We start from the raw sequence: 20527 nt of genomic DNA, 5'->3' as shown, positions 1-20527 counted from the left end.
GAGTCACGAGAATATTCCGGAAAACTTCACGGCGACAGGCTGTTGGCAATAGGTTAAAATTTACTTTTTTGTGACTTTATTCGTAATTGTCTCTGGCATTCTGGATTATTTTGCACAAAAATGATTAATTTTCGACGCCCGATGTCCCATCATCCGGCGCTTCGGAGTTTTCGAGCGGCACGTCGCGCAACAGTGTCGTGGTCGGCATTCCATCTGAGGACGAGCCGAGCCTGCGCAGGCAGTCGGCCATGGCCGCCATTTTCGGGTGGCGGTCCGGGAAGAATTTGCGTGCGTGGGCGTTGTCCACGGCCGTGAGAACATCCTGAACCGTGATGACGGAACTGTCGCGGGCCGGTTGCAACGCCGGCGTTTCTTCGTCGGCCGTTCGGCGGAGGATTCCCGCCTGGTCGAGCATGTCGGCCATTTCGTGCACTTCGGCCACGGAAGTGTCCAGCGCGGCGGCCAGTCCCTCCTCGTTCAGGGGGGCTTCGCCGCGGTGAAAGCGGCTCACAACCTCGTGGCATATGGCCAGGGCCAGCACCCGCGTCTGCGAGATGCTGCGGGACGCGCAGCCGGCTTCGGCCTCGGGAAAGTCCGAATCGGGGAATGCGTGTACGATTTCCGCACCGAAGATGACGATGATCCAGCTCAGCTGCAGCCAGACCAGGAACAGGGGCAGGGCCGCGAAGCTGCCGTAGATGGCGTTGTAGCTGCTCACCCCGATCTGGAACCGGACATAGGCGATCTGCAGGAGTTGGTAGGCAGAGCCCGTCAGGACCGCGCCGAGCACGGCGCTGCCGAGGCGCACCCTGGTGTTGGGCATGATCAGGTACACCAGGGCGAACAGGACCCACAGCAGTATGTACGGGGCCAGGGCCAGACCCAGGGACACGGCCGGGTCGACCACGTTTTCGAGTCCGACCTGCGAGGACAGGGCCGAGACCTGCGAGGCGATGAAGACCGTGACGCTGCCCGACATGATGAGCAGGACCGGGCCGATGATCATGACCGTCAGATAGTCGCTCAGCTTGCGCATCAGGGGGCGCGGGGCGACACCCCAGATGAGGTTGAAGCTCTCCTCAATGCGCCCCAGCACCTTGATCACGGACCAGAACAGCACGGCCACGCCCACGCCGGCGATGAGGCCGCCCTTGGTGTTGTCGAGCATGTTGCGGGCGAAGCCGATGACCTGCAGGACCACTTCCTGCTGCGCGGCGAAATGCCTGAGCAGTTCGCGCTCGAGCATCTGCTCGAAGCCGAAGCCCTTGGCCACGCCGAAGGCCATGGCCGCCAGGGGAACCAGGGACAGCAGAGAATAGAAGGTCAGGGCCGATGCGTGCAGGGGGCCCTGTCTGGCCTCGAAGCCTTTGGCCGCCAGAAACAGGGTGCGGAGCAGGCGGACCGCGATCCAGGGGACGGGTCCGTGCCCGGGGCGGGCTCGCCACAGCGCGGCTGTCAGGGAGTCATTGAGGCGGTTCAGGGGATTGGTGCGTTCGTCCATGCTGTGTCCGGGTTGCGTTGAGACGCTTCCCGATTCTGTGGCCATGAACCATGCGCGCTGTCAACCGGGGAGTGCGGAATCAGACGGCTGACGGCGACCCTGTTTGCAGAGCGCACGAAAAAGGCCCCGCGCGGGGCGGGGCCTTGTGGAGGATGGCTGGCCGGTTGGGGCTAGCCGAGGATGGCTTTCAGGTCTTCGTCCGGGGTGGTGATGGGCTTGATGTCGAAGTTTTCGACCAGCACGTTCAGGACGTTCGGGGTGATGAAGGCCGGCAGGCTGGGCCCGAGGCGGATGCCCTTGATGCCGAGGGAAAGCAGCGTCAGCAGGATGGCCACGGCCTTCTGCTCGTACCAGGACAGGACCATGGACAGGGGCAGGTCGTTCACGCCGCAGTTGAAGGCACCGGCCAGGGCCACCGCGATCTGGATGGCCGAGTAGGCGTCGTTGCACTGGCCGACGTCCAGCAGGCGCGGGATGCCGCCGATGTCGCCGAGCTTCTTGTCGAAGAAGCGGAACTTGCCGCAGGCCAGGGTCAGGACCACGCAGTCGCTCGGAACCTTCTCCACGAACTCCGTGTAGTAGTTGCGGCCGGGCTTGGCGCCGTCGCAGCCGGCCACCAGGAAGAAGTGGCGGATGTCGCCGCCCTTGACCGCGGCGATGACCTTGTCGGCCACGCCCAGGACCGCGTTGCGCGCGAACCCGGTCAGGACGCTGCCCTTGTCCTCGTCGGCCGCGAAGCCGGGCATTTCAAGGGCCTTATTGATGACCTGGGAGAAGTCCTTGCCGACGTGGGTCACGCCGGGCCAGCCGACCAGGCCGGTGGTGAAGATGTTGCCCTTGTAGGACTCGACCGGCTTCTGGATGCAGTTGGTGGTCATGAGGATGGCGCCGGGGAACTCGGCGAATTCCTTCTGCTGGTTCTGCCAGGCCGTGCCGTAGTGGCCGTGGAAGTGGGGGTGCTTCTTCAGTTCCGGGTAGCCGTGGCAGGGCAGCATCTCGCCGTGGGTGTAGATGTTGATGCCCTTGCCGGCGGTCTGCTCCAGGAGCAGACCCAGATCCTTCAGGTCATGGCCGGAGACGAGGATGGCCTTGCCCTTCTTTGCGCCCAGGGGGACTTCCGTGGGGACCGGGTGGCCGTAGGTGCCGGTGTTGCCGCCGTCCAGGAGTTCCATGGCCTTAAGGTTGATCTGGCCGCACTCCATGCACAGGCCGATGAGCTCTTCCAGGCCCAGCTTGTCCAGGCTCTTGGCCAGGGCGCGCTGCACGAATTCATAGACGCTCTCGTCCTCGCGGCCCAGGATGGCGGCGTGGTCGGCGTAGGCGGCGACGCCCTTGAGGCCGTAGATCAGGATCTGCTTCAGGGAGCGAAGGTCCTCGTGGGCTTCCAGGGCTTCGGAGATATTGTGCTGTTCGCCCTGGGCGACAAGTCCTTCGAGGGTCGCGGCCGGGGCGAAGGTGGCGGCCGGGGTGGCGACATTGACGCCGGCCTTGGCCTTGAGGGCCTCGCGACGGGCCACGGCGTCCCTGATCAGGACTTCGAAGCGGGCCGGGTCGAAATCGACGTTGGTCAGGGTCGAGAAGACGCCTTCGTTGACGAAACGGTTCAGGCCGGCGTCGGACACGCCCTTGGCGCGGGCCTGCACGGCCACTTCGGACAGCCCCTGCAGGGCGTAGATGAGAAGATCCTGGAGAGCGGCCACTTCGGGCTGCTTGCCGCACACGCCGACCTTGGTGCAGCCGGTTCCTTTGGCAGTCTGTTCACACTGGTTGCAAAACATGAGGAGTAACCTCCATGGTTGGGATGGTGTTGTCGTTTCCGTTGAGAAAGGGGTTTACGGGCTACCCGCGCCGGGCGCTTTGACCCATGTCAAAAAAGCGATTTTCCCTGCGCCGGGACGGCCATGTCGTCCCCGTTGAAAAGAGCTTTACGCAGGTGCCTCGCCCCCGGCTTTGACCCATGTCAAAAAACACGTGTTGTCCTCGCGCCGCGGACCGAACCCTTGTGAACGATTGCTCTTTCTTGACAAAGTACCGGCCCCGGCACAGACGTTGAGCATACGTGCATCCAGCCAAAGGGAGCGACTTCATGGACCCCATCAACTTCAATTTTCTGTGCTCGGAGCCGGCCATGCCCAACGGTCGCAGCGTCGGCATCATCGGCGCCGGCCCTTCGGGCCTGGCCGCCACGGGCTACCTGTCCTGCCTGGGCTATCAGGTGGAGGTCTACGACAAGCTGCCCAAGCCCGGCGGCCTCATGCTCTTCGGCATCCCCGGCTACCGCATCCCCAAGGAGCGCATCGACCTCGGAGCGCGCAGGCTGGAGCGGCAGGGCGGCGTCATCTTCCACACCCACACCAAGATCTGCTGTAGCGGCCCCCTGCACGACGAGGAGGGCGACCATTTCTGCCGCGAGATTCTGGGCTTCGGGGACATGGTCAAGAAGCACGACGCCATCATGATCTGCACGGGTTCCTGGCGCTCCCGCAAGCTGGGCATCCCCGGCGAGAACCTGCCCGGCGTGTTTTCGGGCCTTGAGTTCCTTTTCCCCATCCGCGCCGTCAAATACAGCGCGCCCAACGTCAAGCTGCCCGACGTGCAGGGCAAGGCCGTGGCCGTCATCGGCGCCGGCCACTCGGCCATCGACGTGGCCCACAGCGCCATCCACCTCGGCGCGGCCAAGGTCTACCACATCTACCGCCGCACCAGCCGCGAAGCCCCGTGCGGTTCCTTCGAGATCGAGCAGTTGAAGGCCATGGGCGTGGAATGGCTGGAGCGCAGCACCCCCGTGCGGGTCCTGGGGGAGGGCAGGGTCGAGGGCCTCGAGATTTCGCGGCCCGGCAAGGACGGGCCGGAAACCATCGTCCTGCCCGTGGACCTGGTGGTGGCGGCCATCGGCGAGGTGGCCACGCCGCCCTTCGCCAAGGAGCTGGGCCTGGAGAACGTGCGCAAGGGCGAGGTGCGCTGGCTGCACATGACGGCCATCGAGAACGTCTTCGTGGCCGGCGACGCCCTGAGCGGGCCGAGCAAGATCGGCAAGGCGGTCTACAGCGGCCTGCGCGCGGCCCGGTCCCTGGCCAACTGGCTGGACCTCAAGGCCCAGGACCGCCTGGACGCCTACGACTACAACGACCTCGTGGCCAACGAGGCCGGATTCGGGAGGCAGGCATGAGCTGCGGCAAGACCCTCTACATCGACTACAGCCTGTGCATCGGCTGCGAGACCTGCGAATACGTGTGCCGCTTCACCCACGACACCTCGCGCATCCACATGACGCGCACCGTGGACGGGGTCATGGTGCCCCTCTATTGCCTGCACTGCGAAAATCCCAAGTGCGCCAATGCCTGTCCGCGCGGCGCCCTGAAGAAGGACAAGGACGGGGCCGTCATCCTGCAACCCATGCTCTGCCGCGGCTGCCAGACCAAGAACTGCATCCTGGCCTGCCCCCACAGCGCCATGTTCGAGACGGACCGCGGGGTCATGGTCGCCAAGTGCGACATGTGCGCCCAGCGTCGCCAGGTCGGCATGGGCCCGGCCTGCGTGGAGATGTGCCCCTGCGCGGCCATCCGCTACGTGGACCGCGACGAGATCCCATCCCTGGAGACGGAGAAGTCGAAGCAGGCGCACCAGAAGGTCCTGGAACATCTGAAGATGCCTGGGAAATGAACCGCTCCCGGTGATGCCGGAGCCGGCTGCGCGGAAAAAATCAAGGGCCCGTTTTCGATGGAAAGCGGGCCCTTGCTGTTTCTCGGGTGCGTGCTGCGCTCAAGGGGGCTGCATGCGGGCTGCGGGTGAGGCCGGGACTGTTCAGCCCTTGGGCCGTTTTTGGACCGACCTGACCAGGCGGCCGAAGGCCTTGTCCTTCCGTCGTCGGTCCAGGGCGGACATGGCGGCGTGGTCCGACTCCTTCTTGAGCTTCGTGTAATTGGCGAAGCGCTCCGCCGGCAGTTCGCCGCGCTCCATGGCGGCCCGCACGGCGCAGCCGGGTTCGCGTTGGTGCGTGCAGTCGGCGAAGCGGCAGGCCGCGGCCAGAACGGCCAACTCCCCGAAGCCCGCGTCGACGTTGCCTCCGCCGCCGAGGACGCCCAGTTCGCGCATGCCGGGCGTGTCGATGAGCATGGCGCCTGACTCCAGCAGGATGAGCCGGCGGCGGGTGGTGGTGTGGGTGCCCTCGCCCGTGCCGCTGACGGCGCGGGTCGCGAAGGCGTCCAGCCCCAGCAGACGGTTGACGATCGTCGTCTTGCCCACTCCCGAGGAGCCGAGCAGACAGTGGGTTTTTCCCGGCTCCAGGGCCGTCCGAAGTTCGTCGTACCCGGCGCCGGTCACGCTGCTGACCTCCATGACCCGGGCCGTGGTCACTGCGGCCACGAGGGCGCGCATGCGCTCCAGTTCCCCCGGGCCGAGGAGGTCCGTCTTGGTCAGGAGGACGACGGGCTGGACCCGGCCGTCCGCGGCCATGACCAGGTAACGTTCCAGCCGGTTGGGGTTGAAGTCGAAATGGCAGGCCTGGATGATGAAGGCCGTGTCGACGTTGGCCGCGATCATCTGCTCCGCGCCGCTCTCTCCCGCGGCCCTGCGCCGCAGGAAGGTCCTGCGCGGCAGGACCTCATGGATGAAGGCCGCCCGGCCGTTGTCGTAATACTGTGCCGACACCCAGTCACCCACGCAGGGCAGGTCCTCCGCCCGGTCGGTCAGGTAGGAGAGCTTTCCGCACAGCTCCGCCTCCACCTCGCCCGATTCGTTCCACACGCGATACGATCCGCGGTCCACGGCGCAGACCCTGGCCGGGGAGCGGCCGTCCATGTCTCGGGTCCGGGCCGCGAACCAGTGATCGAAACCAAGACGCTCCAGGGTCATGCCGGGCCTCACCAGCTGCGCTTTTCGCCGATCAGGCCGTGGGTGGCGAAGTAGCGGCCCCCTTCCATCTCCATCATGACCACGTCGGTCTTGGCGTGCTCGTTGTCGCTCTCCAGCCATTCGGCCCAGGCCCGGTCATGGCAGTTCATGTGGAAGGCGTCGCGCAGGGTCAGGCCCGTGCATTGCAGGCACAGCTCCCGCCACCACTGCAGGGTGCAGAAGTTCATGCCGTCCACCCAGTAGGGGCGCAGGTCGGCCGGCACGGCGTCGAAGGCGTGGCGCAGGCCGGGGACGCCGACCGCGAGCAGTCCACCGGGTCTGAGCAGCGGAAGCAGGTGCGTGCCCAGGAAGGCCGAGTCCGCGGCGAAGTAGTGCCAGGCGTCGATGGAGACCACGGCGTCGAAGGACTCCGGCTCGAAGGGCAGGGCGCGGGCCTCGCAGTGCACGGCAGTGACGCGGTCCGAGAGGCCCGCTTCGGCGAAGCGCCGGGCGTTGTCCTCGGCCGGGATCCACAGGTCGGCGGCGGTCACGGTGTAGCCGTACCCCCTGGCCAGGGCCATGGAGGTCAGGCCCATGCCGCAGCCCAGGTCCAGCACGCGGGCCTCGGGCGGCAGATCGGCGCGGGCGAGCAGTTCGTCCAGGATGCGCAGGCAGTTGGGCCCCATCATGGTCTCAAGCTGGAATTGGCGGGAAAACAGTGTGGTCGAGTCAAAGGTCATGGTCGTGTCTCCGTATGTGTTTGATCGCGGAGTACACGATTGCTGCGCGTCCGTCGCGCCCCGGAACGGTTGTGAAACGAAAAAGCGCCACGGGGCTGGCCCGTGGCGCTGTGTTCACCTTCCGGCGGTTCGTGCGCGAAGAATCCTGGCGATGGTCTTGGGCGAGAGAAAGAACTCTTCGGCCAGCTCCCGCACCCCCATGCCCCGGCCGTGCCGGGCATGAATCTCGCGGTTTCTGGCTTTGATGTTCGCGCGCGTCTGCGTGCGCTCCCCCCAGGCCTTCCTGCGGTCATCCCGGCGCGGGATGTACACGCACTGGCCGTCGACATACTTCTGCACTGCCTCCAGAACGGTTTTCGGCAAGACTTCCGTGGCGTTGGTGTAGCCCATGATGCTCCTCCTCGTGATGCGCGGGTTGAGGACGGGGCAGGGGCCACGGACCCGGTCAGATCACCGGGCGTCGCCCCTGCGGAGCGTGCCGACAAAATCCGTTGATGCGCTGAACATCCAGACTCCGGGGTTGAAGGTTGCAGTGGGACGTCGTCCCGAACGGAATTTCGCATAGCGCGGGGAGGGTGCGTTGTCACTCTCTGCGGAGGGCTCTGACGTGAATGGACAAAAGGCAAAATAAGATCTATTAATTGCAAAAAATATCATTAAAGGATCTTATTCTATCTTATGAATGTTTTTGCCCTGCACACTCCCGAAGACGTTGCCCGCCAACTGGCCGAACGGATCAAAGCTCTTCGGCTGCGCCGAAACTGGAAACGCGCCACCCTGGCCGAACGGTCCGGCGTGAGCGAGGCGTCCGTGAAGCGGTTCGAGCGCACCGGGCATATTTCCCTGGAAAATCTGCTGAAACTGGCCTTCACCCTGGACCGGCTGGAGGAACTGACCTCCCTGTTCGTCCCTGCCCCCGCCGCATCCATCCAGGAGTTGGAAGCCTCGCAGAAAAAGGCTCCCAAGCGGGGGCGCTTATGAACAAACTGCGGGTTCTTTTGCAGTACACGCCCGACGAAAGGCGTCCGGTGGGCCAGTTGGCCGAAAGCCGGGGCAGCGTGTTCTTCGAGTATGATCCAGAGTTTCTGCGCGCGCCCCTATGGCTTTCGCCGTTCAAGCTGCCGCCCGTGCCCGGTCTGCACGAACACACGGACCGCGCCTTCGGCCCTTTATTCGGCCTGTTCGATGATTCCCTGCCCGATGGCTGGGGGCTTCTGCTCATGGACCGCGCCTTCCGCCGTACCGGTCGCGATCCCCACGCGGTCGGCATTCTGGAGCGCCTGGCCTACCTGGGCTCGGAAACCATGGGCGCGCTGGTCTATGAACCGGCCATGCCGCGCGAGGATGACCTGAACGAGAGCTTCGACCTGGGTCGCCTGGCACGGGAAGCGGTCCAGGTTCTGGACGGGGATGTGCAAAGTGCTCTGCCCCTGCTGCAACGGGCCGGAGGAAGCCCGGGCGGAGCACGGCCCAAGGTCTTGGTCGGCGTGCAGGGTGACCGGCTGATCTCGGGGCACGGGGAACTGCCCGAGGGATTTTCGCCCTGGATCATCAAATTTCCGGTCCGGCAGGATGACCGGGACGCCGGTACCATTGAGTTCGCCTATGCCCGCATGGCTACCGCCGCAGGGCTCGTCATGCCGGAAACGCGCCTTTTCGAGGCCGGGAGGGAACGCTTTTTCGGCGTGCGGCGCTTTGACCGTCAGGATAACCGGCGCGTGCACACGCACACCTTGGGCAACCTGATCCATTCCAACTTCCGCGTACCCAGCTGTGATTACGCAGATTTTCTCAAGGTCGTGCGCATCCTGACCAAAAACCACCAGGATCTCCGTCAGGCTTTTCGGCGCATGGTTTTCAACGTCCTGACCCACAACCGGGACGATCACGTCAAGAACGTTTCCTTCTGCCTGAATGAGGCCGGAGACTGGCGGCTGGCTCCCGCCTATGACCTGACCTTTGCCCCCGGCCCGGGCGGCGAACACTCCATGACCGTGCAGGGGCAGGGCAAGACGCCGGGCAGGTCCGCGTTGTTGGCCGTGGGCCGGGGCGAGGGGCTCAGGGACAGGGACATGGCCGTCATGTACGAGGAGGTCCGGGCAGCGGTGGAGCAATGGCCTGTCCTGGCGGATGAGGCCGGGGTGTCGGATGAGAACGTGGTCGGGCTTCGGAGCGTGTTTGCGCGCATGATGGCATTGTGAGGCCGGCTGTCACGAGCTGGACAATTTGATCTTTGTCCAAGTCTAATTTTGGCCTCTCATGGCGACAACAACAAAAGGCGCGGCCGGGGGAACCGGTCGCGCCTTTTCAGGTCGGAAGAGGAGGGCAGGCGGCTATTTGCCCAGCGTCCCCATGATGCCGCGCACGGCGGCGGGCAGGTCGGCGGGCAGGATCACGACCTTGGCGTTGTCCGTCTCGGCCATCTTGCGCATGGAGTCCACGTAGCGCTGGCCCAGCAGGAAGACCAGAGGCAGCTCGCCCTGCTTGGCCGCCTCGGCCACCTTCTCGATGGCCGCGCGGTCGGCCTCGGCCAGGACGACCTTGGCCTGGGCGTCGCGCTTGGAGGCTTCCAGGCGGCCGTCGGCCTGCAGGATGGCGGCGGTCTTCTCGCCCTCGGCCCTTGTCACGGTGGCGCGGCGGGCGCGCTCGGCCGAGGCCTGTTCCTCCATGGCCCGCTGCATGGTCTGAGACGGGTTGATGTCCTGGATCTCCACGGTCTTGAGCATGATGCCCCAGTCGGAGATGTCGTCGGAGATGGCCTCCTTGAGTTTGGACTTGATCATGTCGCGCGAGGCCAGGGCGTCGTCCAGATCCATCTCGCCCACGATGGACCTGAGCGATGTCTGGACCAGGGTCTGGATGGCGATGCGGTAGTCCTCGACGCCGTAGACGGCCTTCTCGGGCGAGACGATGTTGATGTAGGCCACGGCGTTGGTGATGATGACGGCGTTGTCGCGGGTGATGACGTCCTGGGACGGGATGTCCAGGACGATGTCCTTGGTGGTCACCTTGAAGGCCACGGTGTCCATGTAGGGGATGATGATGTTCAGGCCCGGGCCCAGGGTGGAGTGGTACTTGCCCAGGCGCTGGACCACGAACTTGTAGCCCTGGGGCACGAGGCGCACGCCCATGGCGATGGTCACGATGACGAGCACGAGCAGAAAAAGGACAACGGTGAGGCCTGGGGTCAGCATGGGGAGTCTCCTTGGCTTACTTGTTTTTCGTGGCGACGATGAGGGTGTTCCCCGAGACGTCGCGGATCTGGACTCGGTCGCCGACGCGCACGGGCTCGTCGCAGATGAAGGACCATTCGTCAGAACCGAGGAGGGGCTTGGAAAAGCGGACGAGGCCCCGCCGTTCGCCGTCGGGCTCCCGGATGACCTGGCCGGTCTCGCCCAGCAGGGCCTCCCGGGACATGCCGGCGCGGGTCTTGTCCTGCATGCGCGGCTTCATGAAGAGGAACCAGAAGGCCGTCAGCAGGGCCGAGAACAGCGCCCAGAGCAGAAGTTGAGCCGTCAGCCCCATGGCCGGGACGACCCACAGGAGTCCCCCGACCGCCAAGGCACCCAGGCCGAACCAGAAGATGGTGAAGCTGGGGATGAAGAGCTCGGCAATGATGAGAATCATGCCGAAAACAAGCCAATGCCAGTACTGAAGGTCCATGGTTTCTCCTGCGGGGAGTAAGTGTTCGCCGTCTGCTGTGTCTAGCTATCAGGGTCGGGCACGTAAATCCAGGAGCGCTTCGCCGCCGTTCTCCCGGCCGGGTCGCCCGACTTTCCCTTCCTCCCGGTCGAGGGCCGGCCCGTACGGCTCGTTTCCGCTCGTACGCGTCTTGGTAGTCACTCTCTTTCGGTTCGCAATCCCGGCGGACGAGTGTCGTGGCCGTGTTAGCCCTGCGTGTGCATCCCGCACGGACACAACTCTCCTGCTGCTGGAAATCATGTAAAATATGTAGTGTCCGCAATTTCAATATACAAGAGTTCTCGGATTCACTTTCCGCGCTCAACTTCTTATTCTTAATAAGAAAATGATACGAAGGAGGGAGCCGTGGCTGAATTCAGAACGCGCATACTCAACTGCATACCATCCCGGAACACGTCATCGGATTGGACTTTCGAGGACGCCGCGGGAGCGGACCTGACGGACATGGAGCAGCCCCTGCCCGAATCCAGGGACCTGCGTGAACCGCTGTGGTGGGGGGTGGACGATCAGGGCGAGACGGGGTCCTGCGTCGGGTGGGCGGCGGCCAATTCCGTGCTCAGATGGCATTTCGTCAAGGCGGGCCTGCTGCCCGATTTCGAGAGGCTTTCAGCCCGGTATCTCTGGATGGCTGCCAAAGAGGTCGACGAGTACACGTCCTTCCCGACCACGTTCATCGAGATCGCCGGGACCAGCATCAAGACGGCCCTGGACATCGTCCGCAAGTTCGGCGCGGTGCCCGAGTCCGTTCTGCCGTTCGGCGAGGCGTCCCTCTTTCAGGGCCGTCCCAACTCCTTCTACGCCCTGGCCGCACGTTTCAAGATATCCTGCTATTTTTCCCTGGGTACGGACCCGCGCATGTGGAGGGAGTGGATCGCCTTCAACGGGCCCATCCTGACCCGTCTGAACGTTGACGAAACGTGGTACCGGGCCACGGAGAACAAGGGGAGGCTCGAAGCCTATCGGGCCGACACGGCGCGCGGCGGGCATGCTGTGGCCCTCGTCGGCTACGACCGCGAGGGTTTCGTCGTCCGCAACACCTGGGGCGAGAGATGGGGCGACCACGGCTTCGGCTACGCTTCCGACGCCTATCAGCCCGTTGCTTTATTAATGATCAACACCGTTCGACGGAAATCTGTGCTCCGACGAATTTTTCGCCGGTTTCGCTCTTCAGTTCGACAAAAATCATGGAAACGACCATCCGTCCCCAAGCAAAAATGAAAATTTGCGCAGAATCGAGGTAAAAATACCCCTTCGGGGTCCCGAAACCTATCAACTTGCGCATCAGCAGGCCGAGATTGAATCCGGCCACGCACAGCAGGTATCGTTTGTGGACGTTTTCCTGCCCGCGAAGATGCGTTCGCCGCATTCCTCCACGATCGAGCACATGCTGGAAACTTCGCTCGACCAACTCCGTTCTTCGCTTTGCCAACTCGTGCCCTTTGGATGACTTCAGCCGAGCGCGGTTGTTGTAAATGGCACGTCGCGCCTCATGGTCACCTCTCCAGTTGAACAGCCCGTTCGCCTTCGGCTCGGCGATCCTTGTCTTCCAGACTCCGCCATCCAGTTCTTTCACTACTTCCCGAGAATGGTAGCCCTTGTCTGCAATGACCTCTGTGGGGGCCGTGGTTATCGGCGTGCAGCCAACGTCGGAGAGATTCTTCCGGGCTGATTCCAGCGTCTTGCCGATCGTTGTCGTGTCCCCCTGGTCGGCCTTGTGGATGTCGGCGGAGACAATCGCTCCTGTGTCCAAGTCCACGGCGTGCTCAGGCTTGTAGGCGAGGTGGGTGCGCCCGTCCTTCATTTTGGTGATCCGCGCGTCCTCATCGCTCTCCGATTTCCAGTCCTTGTTCGAAAGCTTCTTTCCCTTGCGCTTGCGATCCATGCGGGCCAACTCTTCACGGGTCGGCGTCTTGATTCCGCTGTCCTTGGCAATGCGCTCAAGCATTTGCTGGTACGTTTCGCCCGTATCCCGGCGCACGATCGAACGCATGGCCGCGTTGGCTTCCATGGTCGAGGCGTCGATGCCGAGGCGTTCGCCGACTACCAAGCCGGACTTGGTCAGTGCCTGCAACACCCATCCGAATACTTCCTGATGGACTTCCAGGGGCAGACGCTGCCGGATTCTGCTCAGGCTGGAGTGATCCGGTACCCTCTGGGTCAGGGAGAGTCGCAAAAACTTTCGCAGCGACAAAGAGTCGGAACATCGCCACTCAAGCCCGCGCTCGCTCTCAATACCTTCGAAATAGCCAACCAAGTGCATCCTGAAATATCGACCTGGAGGAATGGATTTCCTGCCAGGACCGGACGCATAATACGGTTCACAAAGCTTCTCGACAAAGCGGTCAAAGCCGCCCTTGATCAAGACCGACTGCAAGCGGTCATAAAAAACGTGTCCAGGCGAGCGCGGTAAATCCGCACACATGACAAACACCTGACTCTGATCATCACCTTGGTTGCCAAGTCCCATAGCAGCTCCTTGTTCATGGCAACCTCCTATATTTTCGAGGATTTTTCAATACATAAACAGTCTCATGTATCAAAAAATTATTTGTTAAAACTTGGTATAATGCTTGTCTTGTTTAAAATTTTGTCCACCAACTGGCGAACGTCTGAAAGACATCAGTGGCCTTTCGGGTTCTTTTCAGCACAATGGCACCCACCATTCTTTTTTTTATTCATAATGCGTTCAAGAATGGTAGATTTCCCGTTTTGAAGAACATTCTGTTCGATATCATCTGTTGTGTAGCTAAAACAATAACATATGAGTTCTGACATGACCAAACCTCTTAGAGAAATTATTCTGATGATTACATGGCATTCTCAAAACCGATTACGGCCAGGATGACGGGCATGTCAATTTTGGGCTCTGGCGTCGGATGGTATTTTTCAACACGCTGCTATGCACGGGAGGCGTTCACGGAACTCTACGGCGTGGTCATGTGAGGCGTCTTGACGTCCGGCATGTTCGTGCCGGACAGGACCGGGTTAAGCCGGATACGTGAAGCGAACGGAGGTGTACATGCTGTCCGCACCCGACGCGGCCTATGCGCGACTGCTTGACGTCAGCGGCGCACTGGCGCTGCTCGTCGCCCTGGCCTTGCTCCTGGAGCGCGCCCTGGCGCTCGTGTTCGAATACCACTGGTTTCGCAAGGCTTCCGAGCGGATAGAGGGCCTCAAGAGTCCCGTCGCCTTTCTGGTCGCTTGGTACACGTGCCGGCACGTCGACTTCGATGTGCTGTCCCGTCTGTTTCCCGCGTCCGACGGGTCGATCCAGCCGACCCAGGTTGGCATTCTGATCACCGCCGCGGTGGTCGCCGGCGGAAGCGCGGCGGCCATCACGCTGTTTCAGGGTGTCCTGCACTTCGGCCGCGACGCCCGCGTAGGCCTGATCGAGGCCAACAGGGCCAGAACCGAGGCGGACCTGGCCGAGGCAAGATCACGCAGGGAAAGGGCGGATACCGATTCGGCCCGCGCCCTGGCCGAGAGGGCGCGGGTTGAGGCGGGTGCGGTCAGCGCGATGCGAACGTAGCGTCGCAAAAACCGTGCTTTCATTCCATGCCGTCTTGCCGCCTTGAGAAGCCGTCGGATATCCAGCCCCATCAACGGTCGTGAGTTCATATTGACAATCGACCTTTTTTTTTACTACCCGTTTCGCGATACAAATTATGAGTTCGCTCAGCGGAACGAGTCGTCCGTTATCCAGCTGGGTCCTTCTTTCAGCGAATTTGCGGCGTCAAACGGGAAATCCATGGCAGGCAAGGACAACAGTTCCGAAACATTGGCCAAGGGCCTCTGGATCCTCGATATTTTCGGCGATGACGACGTCGGTTACACCCTGTCCCAGATTTCCCGCCGCACCGGCATCAACAAGACTTCCATCTACAGATACGTCAACACGTTCTGCGAGCTCGGCTTCCTGAAGCGCGACGACCGCACGGGCCTCTACCGCCTGGGCGTTCGCATGCTGGCCCTGGCCCACGCCATGCTCGAAAAGAGCGAGCTGGAGCGCGCCGTCAAGACCCAGGTCGACGCCGCCCACGAGCGACACGGCGTGCACATCGACGTGGGCATCCTGTCCGGCGACGCCATCTACCTCATCTACCGCCGCGAGTCCCAGGACACCAAGGCCTTCCGCTCCTTCAGCTACGGCTCGGAGCCCTACTATCTGGCTGCGGGCAAGGCGGCCATGGCCTTCATGGACCAGGATGAACTCGCCGCCCTCGCGGGCCGGCTGGAGTTCACGCCCAAGACCGACAAGACGGTGACGTCGCGCGAGGCCCTGCTGGCCGACCTGCGCGAATCCGCCGAACGCGGCTACACGCGCAACCGGGAGGAGTTCGTGCCCGGGCTCATCGCCATCGGCGCCCCCCTGTACAGCCTGCGCACGGGCAAGGTGGTGGGCGGGGTCAGCTTCGACTCCTCCACGGACCGATATTCCATGGAGGAGTTCGAGAAGCGTTTCGCCGGCTACCTCGTGGAGCTGGCCAAGAAGATTTCCGCAGTGGTGTCCTGGTAGGAAAAGGATTATTGCTGTGCAGGAACCCCGCGGGGTTCGTCCGGATGGGGAGAAAAGGGGCCGGGGCGTTGTGCTTCCGTTCCCATGGCAGACTCGCTGTGTCCGTCGCCGCAGAGGCGCCGGTACCGCCCTGCGAGGCATGTCGGATTTCAACATTCACTGGAGGAGTTTGAGATGAAAAGACTTGTAGTCCTGTCTCTGGTTCTGGCCATGGTCTGCGGCTTCGCCGGCATGTCCGTGGCTGCCGACGACACCGTCCGCATCGGCGTGTTTCTTCCCCTGACCGGCCAGAACGCCTTCGGCGGCCAGCTGGAACTGGAAGGCGTGCAGATGGCCCACAAGGAAATGGGCGAGGTCATGGGCAAGAAGGTCGAACTGTTCGTCGTTGACAACAAGTCCGACAAGGTCGAGTCCGCCAACGCGGTCAAGCGCCTGATCGAAAAGGAAAAAGTCCAGGCCATCATCGGTACCTACGGCTCCTCTCTGGCCATGGCCGGCGGTGAAGTGTCTGAAAAGGCCGGCATCCCCCAGGTCGGCACCAGCTGCACCAACCCGCTGGTCACCCAGGGCAAGAAGTACATCTTCCGCGTGTGCTTCATCGACCCCTTCCAGGGCGCCGGCGCAGCCACCTACGCCTTCAAGGACCTGGGCGCCAAGAAGGCCGCCCTGCTGATCGACGTGGCCAACGACTACTCCGTGGGTCTGGCCAACTTCTTCAAGAAGTCTTTCAACAAGATGGGCGGCGAGATCGTGGCCACCCTGAACTACCAGTCCGGCGACCAGGATTTCACCGCCCAGTTGCAGGAAATCATGTCCAAGGAACCTGACGTCCTGTTCATCCCCTCCTACTTCGCCGAAGGCGCCATCATCATGAAGCAGGCCAAGGAACTGGGCTCCAAGTTCAAGATCATGGGCGGCGACGCCATGGACAACCCCGAAATCACCGCCATCGGCGGCGACGCCGTGGAAGGTTTCATGCACACGACCTTCCCCTACGATCCGTCCATGCCCGACATGAACCCCGTGGCCAAGAAGTTCACGGCCGACTGGGCCGCCGCCAACCCCGGCAAGGACCCCAACGTCAACGCCGCCCTGGGCTATGACGCCTACATGATCATCATGGACGCCATCAAGCGCGCCGGCTCCGCCGAGCCCCAGGCCATCCGCGACGCCCTGGCCGCCACCAAGGGCTTCGTCGGCGTGACGGGCACCACCACCATCAACGAGACCCACGACGCCGAAAAGCCCGTCGGTCTGGTCATGATCAAGGATGGCAAGAAGACCTACGTCGGCAGCATCACTCCCGAACTCTAATCCTCTGATTTCGCGCCCCGGGCGCGGCGGCGGCAGGGGCCTGGGCCCCTGCCGCCCATCAGAAAAGGACCTTCCATGAACCTGGCAACATTCATCCAGCATTTCCTGAACAGCCTGACCCTCGGCAGTCTGTATGCGCTCATCGCCATCGGCTACACCATGGTCTACGGCATCCTGCGGCTGATCAACTTCGCCCACAGCGAGATCTTCATGCTCGGTGCCTATCTCGTGTTCTGGGGCATCACGCTTTTCCATCTGCCCTGGCCTGTGGCCATGGTCGCATCCATCATCCTGGTCGCGGGGATCGGCATCCTGGTGGACCGCATCGCCTACCGTCCGCTGCGCGACGCGCCCCGCATCTCGGCCCTGATCAGCGCCATCGGCGTCTCCTTTTTTCTGCAGAACGTGGCCATCGTCTTTTTCCAGGCCATCCCCCGGCAGGTCTACCGTCCGGCCTGGCTGGAGAACCCCATGATCTGGGGCGACGTGCGCGTCCTGCCCCTGACCCTCTTCGTGCCGCTGCTCTCGCTCTTCCTCATGCTGGCCCTGGTCTACATCGTGTACCACACCAAGGCGGGTCTGGGCATGCGCGCCATCAGCAAGGACATCGAGACGAGCTACCTCATGGGCGTGTCCGTGAACAAGGTCATCGCCCTGACGTTCGGCATCGGCTCGGCCCTGGCCGCGGCCAGCGGCATCATGTGGGCCCTGCGGTACCCGCAGCTGCAGCCCATCATGGGCGCCATCCCCGGCTTCAAGGCCTTCATCGCGGCCGTTTTCGGGGGCATCGGCTCCATCCAGGGTGCCGTAATCGGCGGCCTGGCCCTGGGTTTCATCGAAATCATGACCGTGGCATTTTTCCCTGATCTGGCAGGATACCGCGACGCCTTCGCCTTTGTCCTGCTGATCGCCATCCTGCTGGTCAAACCGACCGGCCTGCTGGGCGTCAAGACGGAGGACAAGGTCTGATGAACCGCTCTACGACAATACTGCTCAACCTCGTCCTGGTCGGCTGTCTGGGACTTTTCCTGTGGTGGGCCGAAGGCAGCCTCGACGGCTACAAGATCCAGATCCTGAACCTCATCGCCGTGAACATCATCCTGGCCCTGTCCCTGAACCTCATCTACGGCTTCACGGGCATGTTCAGCCTCGGGCACGCCGGCTTCATGGCCATCGGCGCCTATGTCTGTTCCATCCTCATCATGACGCCGGAGCAGAAGGAGACGCTCTTCATCCTGCAGGAGGCCCTGCCCTGGGTGCAGAACTCCCACGCGCCGTTCCTGGTCGCGGTGATCGCCGGCGGGGCCGTGGCGGCCCTCTTCGGGCTGGTCATCGGCGCGCCGCTCCTGCGCCTGGGCGACGACTACCTGGGCATAGCCACCCTGGGCTTCGCCGAGATCGTGCGCGTCATCGCCAACAACATCCCCCGCGTGACCAACGGCGCGCTGGGTTTCAAGGGCATCCCTGACCACGCCAACCTTTGGTGGAACTACGGATGGTGCCTGCTGACACTCTACTTCGTGATCCGCATCCTGAACAGCAACACGGGCAACGTCTTCAAGGCCATCCGCGACGACGAGACCGCGGCCAAGGCCATGGGCATCGACGTCTTCCGCATCAAGCTCCTGTCCTTCACCATCGGCGCGTTCTTCGCCGGGGTGGGCGGGGCATTGCTGGCCAGCCTCCTGACCACCATCGATCCCAAGATGTTCCTCTTCACCCTGACCTTCAACGTGCTCATGATCGTCGTCACCGGTGGCCTGGGTTCCATCACCGGTTCCATCCTGGCCGGCACGGGCATCACCGTCATGCTGGAGTGGCTGCGCTTCGTGGAGAACCCCGTGACCATCGGCGACTGGACCCTGCCCGGCATTCCCGGCATGCGCATGGTCGTCTTCTCCCTGGTGCTCATCCTCGTCATCCTCTTCCGCCGCGAAGGGATCATGGGCATGCGTGAAATCCACTGGGGCACCGTGGCCCGGTTCATGAAGGGAGGCAAGGCATGAGCATGATTCTCGAAACCAAAGGGCTGACCATGCGTTTCGGCGGCCTGGTCGCCGTCTCGGAATTCAGCGCGAGCATCCCCCAGGGCAGCATCACGGGCCTCATCGGCCCCAACGGCGCGGGCAAGACAACCTGCTTCAACATGGTCACGGGCTTCTACAAGCCCACCGAAGGGCAGGTCTTCTTCGAGGGCCGCGAACTGACCGGCATGTCGCCGCATCAGGTCTGCCGCGCGGGCATCGCGCGCACCTTCCAGAACATCCGTCTCTTCGGCAACGAAACGGCCATCGAGAACGTCATGATCGGCAGCTTCGTGCGCCAGCGCACGGGGTGGATCCAGTCGGTGCTCATGACGCCCATGTCCCTGCGCGAGGAGCGCGAGATCCGCGACCGGTCCATGGAACTGCTCGACGTCGTGGGCCTGGCCGGCATCGCCCAGGAGAAGGCCAACAGCCTGCCCTACGGCGCCCAGCGCCGCCTGGAGATCGCCCGCGCCCTGGCCACGAAGCCGCGCTTCCTGCTGCTGGACGAGCCCGCCGCGGGCATGAACCCCCAGGAGTCCCTGGAACTGATGGATTTCATCCGCACCATCCGCACCCGCTTCAACCTGACGATTCTGCTCATCGAGCACGACATGAAGGTGGTCATGGGCGTGTGCGAGCACATGTGGGTCCTCGACTACGGCGTGACCATCGCCGAGGGCGGGCCCGAAGCCATCCAGTCCAACCCCAAGGTCATCGAGGCCTATCTGGGTGAGGAGTACGTGAAATATGCTTAAGATCAGCGACCTGCATGTATATTACGGGGGCATCCACGCCCTGAAGGGCATCTCCCTGGAGGCGCCCAAGGGCAAGGTCGTGACCCTCATCGGCGCCAACGGCGCGGGCAAGAGCAGCACCCTGCGGGCCATCTCGGGCCTCATCAAGAACAAGAAGGGCAGAATCACCTACAACGACCGAGACATCACGACGCTCGACCCGGTGGAGATCGTCAAGAGCGGCATCGTCATGTCCCCGGAAGGGCGGCGCATCTTCCCGCACCTCTCGGTGACCGAGAACCTGTACCTGGGCGCCTACAGCCGCAGCGATAAGGATGGTATTGAGAAGGACAAGGAGTGGGTCTTCGACCTCTTCCCGCGCATGCGCGAGCGCCAGAACCAGAAGGGCGGCACCCTCTCGGGCGGTGAACAGCAGATGCTGGCCGTGGCCCGGGCGCTCATGAGCTCGCCCGACGTGGTCATGCTCGACGAGCCGTCCCTGGGCCTGGCGCCGCTCCTGGTCAAGGACGTCTTCGAGATCATCAAGGTCATCAACGCCCAGGGCAAGACGGTCCTTCTGGTTGAACAGAACGCCTTCGCCGCTCTGAAGGTGGCGCACTACGCCTACGTGCTCGAAACCGGCAGCATCGTGCTGCAGGGCACGGGCGAGGAACTCCTGAACGACGAGCGCGTCATCCACGCCTATCTGGGCGGATGACGGCGGGAGAGCGCTGGAAAGAAGAAGGGCAGGTCCGAGGGGGCCTGCCTTTTTTTGTGGTGCGCCCGGCAGGGCGCACCCACTTGGAGGTGAAAGTCCTCTACGCACCCGACAGGGGGAAGCGTTAGCCGGACGGCAAGGGTGTCCACCGCGAGGTGGAATCTGAAGGAAGCCGCAGGCAAAATCCTGGCTCGACGAACAGAAACCGCATATGAGGCGGCCGCGCTGGATAAGAAGGCCATTATCTTCAAAGTCCGATACCTGTACGGAAGGCGCGGACGTACATGCGGCGGGCATAAGGGGGAAGGTGGGTGTGCATTACCCGGGGAGATCTGGGCGTTTGCCATGTGCTACCCGCGTCGAGAGGCGCGGGGATGAGCGCCCAGAAGTCAGCAGAGGTCATAGTAGGTCCCTCGACCGGACTGAAGGACCGAACATGTAA

20 protein-coding genes are annotated in these 20527 nt (G+C 63.0%); 12 read left to right on the top strand and 8 right to left on the bottom strand.

What is annotated here, in order from left to right; translation table 11 throughout:
* Nucleotides 1-124: 124 nt before the first annotated feature.
* Together ACZ5AC_RS09815 and hcp are read right to left on the bottom strand one after the other, a co-directional pair.
* Entirely contained in the window at nucleotides 125-1501 is a 1377-nt protein-coding gene (locus ACZ5AC_RS09815) for a YihY/virulence factor BrkB family protein (protein WP_464247436.1), read from the bottom strand.
* Nucleotides 1502-1671: 170 nt separating this feature from the next.
* A complete protein-coding gene (hcp, locus tag ACZ5AC_RS09810) occupies nucleotides 1672-3279 on the bottom strand; it encodes a hydroxylamine reductase (protein WP_464247435.1) in 1608 nt (535 codons plus the stop codon).
* Nucleotides 3280-3587: 308 nt separating this feature from the next.
* Between hcp and ACZ5AC_RS09805 the strand changes: the two genes are divergently transcribed.
* Nucleotides 3588-4670, top strand: coding sequence for an FAD-dependent oxidoreductase (locus ACZ5AC_RS09805; RefSeq protein WP_464247434.1), 1083 nt, complete (start codon nucleotides 3588-3590; stop codon nucleotides 4668-4670).
* Nucleotides 4667-5164 carry a 4Fe-4S dicluster domain-containing protein gene (locus tag ACZ5AC_RS09800; RefSeq protein ID WP_028575900.1) on the top strand — a complete coding sequence of 166 codons (498 nt, stop codon included), beginning with the start codon at nucleotides 4667-4669 and terminating at the stop codon, nucleotides 5162-5164. Before ACZ5AC_RS09805 ends, ACZ5AC_RS09800 begins: the two co-directional genes overlap by 4 nt.
* Before the next feature lie 141 nt (nucleotides 5165-5305).
* Here ACZ5AC_RS09800 and rsgA read toward each other — a convergent pair whose 3' ends face one another.
* The 3 genes from rsgA to ACZ5AC_RS09785 form a co-directional block, all read right to left on the bottom strand.
* A complete protein-coding gene (gene rsgA, locus ACZ5AC_RS09795) occupies nucleotides 5306-6355 on the bottom strand; it encodes a ribosome small subunit-dependent GTPase A (protein ID WP_464247433.1) in 1050 nt (349 codons plus the stop codon).
* An 8-nt stretch (nucleotides 6356-6363) separates the two neighbouring features.
* Nucleotides 6364-7074, bottom strand: coding sequence for an SAM-dependent methyltransferase (locus tag ACZ5AC_RS09790; RefSeq protein WP_464247432.1), 711 nt, complete (start codon nucleotides 7072-7074; stop codon nucleotides 6364-6366).
* 114 nt (nucleotides 7075-7188) lie between these two features.
* On the bottom strand, nucleotides 7189-7464 hold the full coding sequence (locus ACZ5AC_RS09785; RefSeq protein WP_464247431.1) for a CD3324 family protein: 276 nt from the start codon (nucleotides 7462-7464) through the stop codon (nucleotides 7189-7191).
* Nucleotides 7465-7752: 288 nt separating this feature from the next.
* On the opposite strand from ACZ5AC_RS09785, the gene ACZ5AC_RS09780 reads away from it, so the two are divergent.
* Both ACZ5AC_RS09780 and ACZ5AC_RS09775 read left to right on the top strand, forming a co-directional pair.
* Nucleotides 7753-8055, top strand: a complete 303-nt coding sequence (locus tag ACZ5AC_RS09780; protein ID WP_464247430.1) for a helix-turn-helix domain-containing protein — start codon at nucleotides 7753-7755, stop codon at nucleotides 8053-8055.
* The gene (locus ACZ5AC_RS09775; protein WP_464247429.1) at nucleotides 8052-9275 is read left to right on the top strand and encodes a type II toxin-antitoxin system HipA family toxin; all 1224 of its coding nucleotides are present in this window, start codon (nucleotides 8052-8054) and stop codon (nucleotides 9273-9275) included. The genes ACZ5AC_RS09780 and ACZ5AC_RS09775 overlap by 4 nt, the downstream gene beginning before the upstream one ends.
* Nucleotides 9276-9407: 132 nt before the next feature.
* Here the strand turns inward: ACZ5AC_RS09775 and ACZ5AC_RS09770 are convergent, their stop codons facing one another.
* Together ACZ5AC_RS09770 and ACZ5AC_RS09765 are read right to left on the bottom strand one after the other, a co-directional pair.
* Nucleotides 9408-10268, bottom strand: coding sequence for an SPFH domain-containing protein (locus ACZ5AC_RS09770; RefSeq protein WP_464247428.1), 861 nt, complete (start codon nucleotides 10266-10268; stop codon nucleotides 9408-9410).
* Nucleotides 10269-10284: 16 nt separating this feature from the next.
* Nucleotides 10285-10737 (bottom strand): NfeD family protein, encoded by a 453-nt coding sequence (locus tag ACZ5AC_RS09765; RefSeq protein ID WP_464247427.1) that lies wholly within the window; start codon nucleotides 10735-10737, stop codon nucleotides 10285-10287.
* A gap of 384 nt (nucleotides 10738-11121) precedes the next feature.
* On the opposite strand from ACZ5AC_RS09765, the gene ACZ5AC_RS09760 reads away from it, so the two are divergent.
* Nucleotides 11122-11994 carry a C1 family peptidase gene (locus ACZ5AC_RS09760; RefSeq protein WP_464247426.1) on the top strand — a complete coding sequence of 291 codons (873 nt, stop codon included), beginning with the start codon at nucleotides 11122-11124 and terminating at the stop codon, nucleotides 11992-11994.
* Here the strand turns inward: ACZ5AC_RS09760 and ACZ5AC_RS09755 are convergent.
* Complete coding sequence (locus ACZ5AC_RS09755) at nucleotides 11888-13243, bottom strand: transposase (RefSeq protein ID WP_464247425.1); 1356 nt, start codon at nucleotides 13241-13243, stop codon at nucleotides 11888-11890. The genes ACZ5AC_RS09760 and ACZ5AC_RS09755 overlap by 107 nt on opposite strands.
* A 552-nt stretch (nucleotides 13244-13795) precedes the next feature.
* Here ACZ5AC_RS09755 and ACZ5AC_RS09750 point away from each other — a divergent pair.
* The 7 genes from ACZ5AC_RS09750 to ACZ5AC_RS09720 all read left to right on the top strand — a co-directional run bounded on the left by ACZ5AC_RS09750 (nucleotide 13796) and on the right by ACZ5AC_RS09720 (nucleotide 20085).
* Complete coding sequence (locus ACZ5AC_RS09750; protein WP_464247424.1) at nucleotides 13796-14305, top strand: hypothetical protein; 510 nt, start codon at nucleotides 13796-13798, stop codon at nucleotides 14303-14305.
* 219 nt (nucleotides 14306-14524) lie between these two features.
* A complete protein-coding gene (locus tag ACZ5AC_RS09745) occupies nucleotides 14525-15292 on the top strand; it encodes an IclR family transcriptional regulator (RefSeq protein ID WP_464247423.1) in 768 nt (255 codons plus the stop codon).
* Between the two features lie 174 nt (nucleotides 15293-15466).
* A complete protein-coding gene (locus ACZ5AC_RS09740; RefSeq protein WP_464247422.1) occupies nucleotides 15467-16606 on the top strand; it encodes an ABC transporter substrate-binding protein in 1140 nt (379 codons plus the stop codon).
* Nucleotides 16607-16681: 75 nt separating this feature from the next.
* The gene (locus ACZ5AC_RS09735; protein ID WP_464247421.1) at nucleotides 16682-17575 is read left to right on the top strand and encodes a branched-chain amino acid ABC transporter permease; all 894 of its coding nucleotides are present in this window, start codon (nucleotides 16682-16684) and stop codon (nucleotides 17573-17575) included.
* Entirely contained in the window at nucleotides 17575-18612 is a 1038-nt protein-coding gene (locus ACZ5AC_RS09730; protein WP_464247420.1) for a branched-chain amino acid ABC transporter permease, read from the top strand. The genes ACZ5AC_RS09735 and ACZ5AC_RS09730 overlap by 1 nt, the downstream gene beginning before the upstream one ends.
* The gene (locus ACZ5AC_RS09725) at nucleotides 18609-19388 is read left to right on the top strand and encodes an ABC transporter ATP-binding protein (protein WP_464247419.1); all 780 of its coding nucleotides are present in this window, start codon (nucleotides 18609-18611) and stop codon (nucleotides 19386-19388) included. Before ACZ5AC_RS09730 ends, ACZ5AC_RS09725 begins: the two co-directional genes overlap by 4 nt.
* On the top strand, nucleotides 19381-20085 hold the full coding sequence (locus ACZ5AC_RS09720; protein WP_459826460.1) for an ABC transporter ATP-binding protein: 705 nt from the start codon (nucleotides 19381-19383) through the stop codon (nucleotides 20083-20085). The genes ACZ5AC_RS09725 and ACZ5AC_RS09720 overlap by 8 nt, the downstream gene beginning before the upstream one ends.
* Nucleotides 20086-20527 lie beyond the last annotated feature (442 nt).

Source organism: Desulfomicrobium aestuarii, assembly GCF_055385525.1.
Note: the sequence above shows the minus strand (reverse complement) of the source record. Positions and strands in the feature narration are given on the sequence as shown.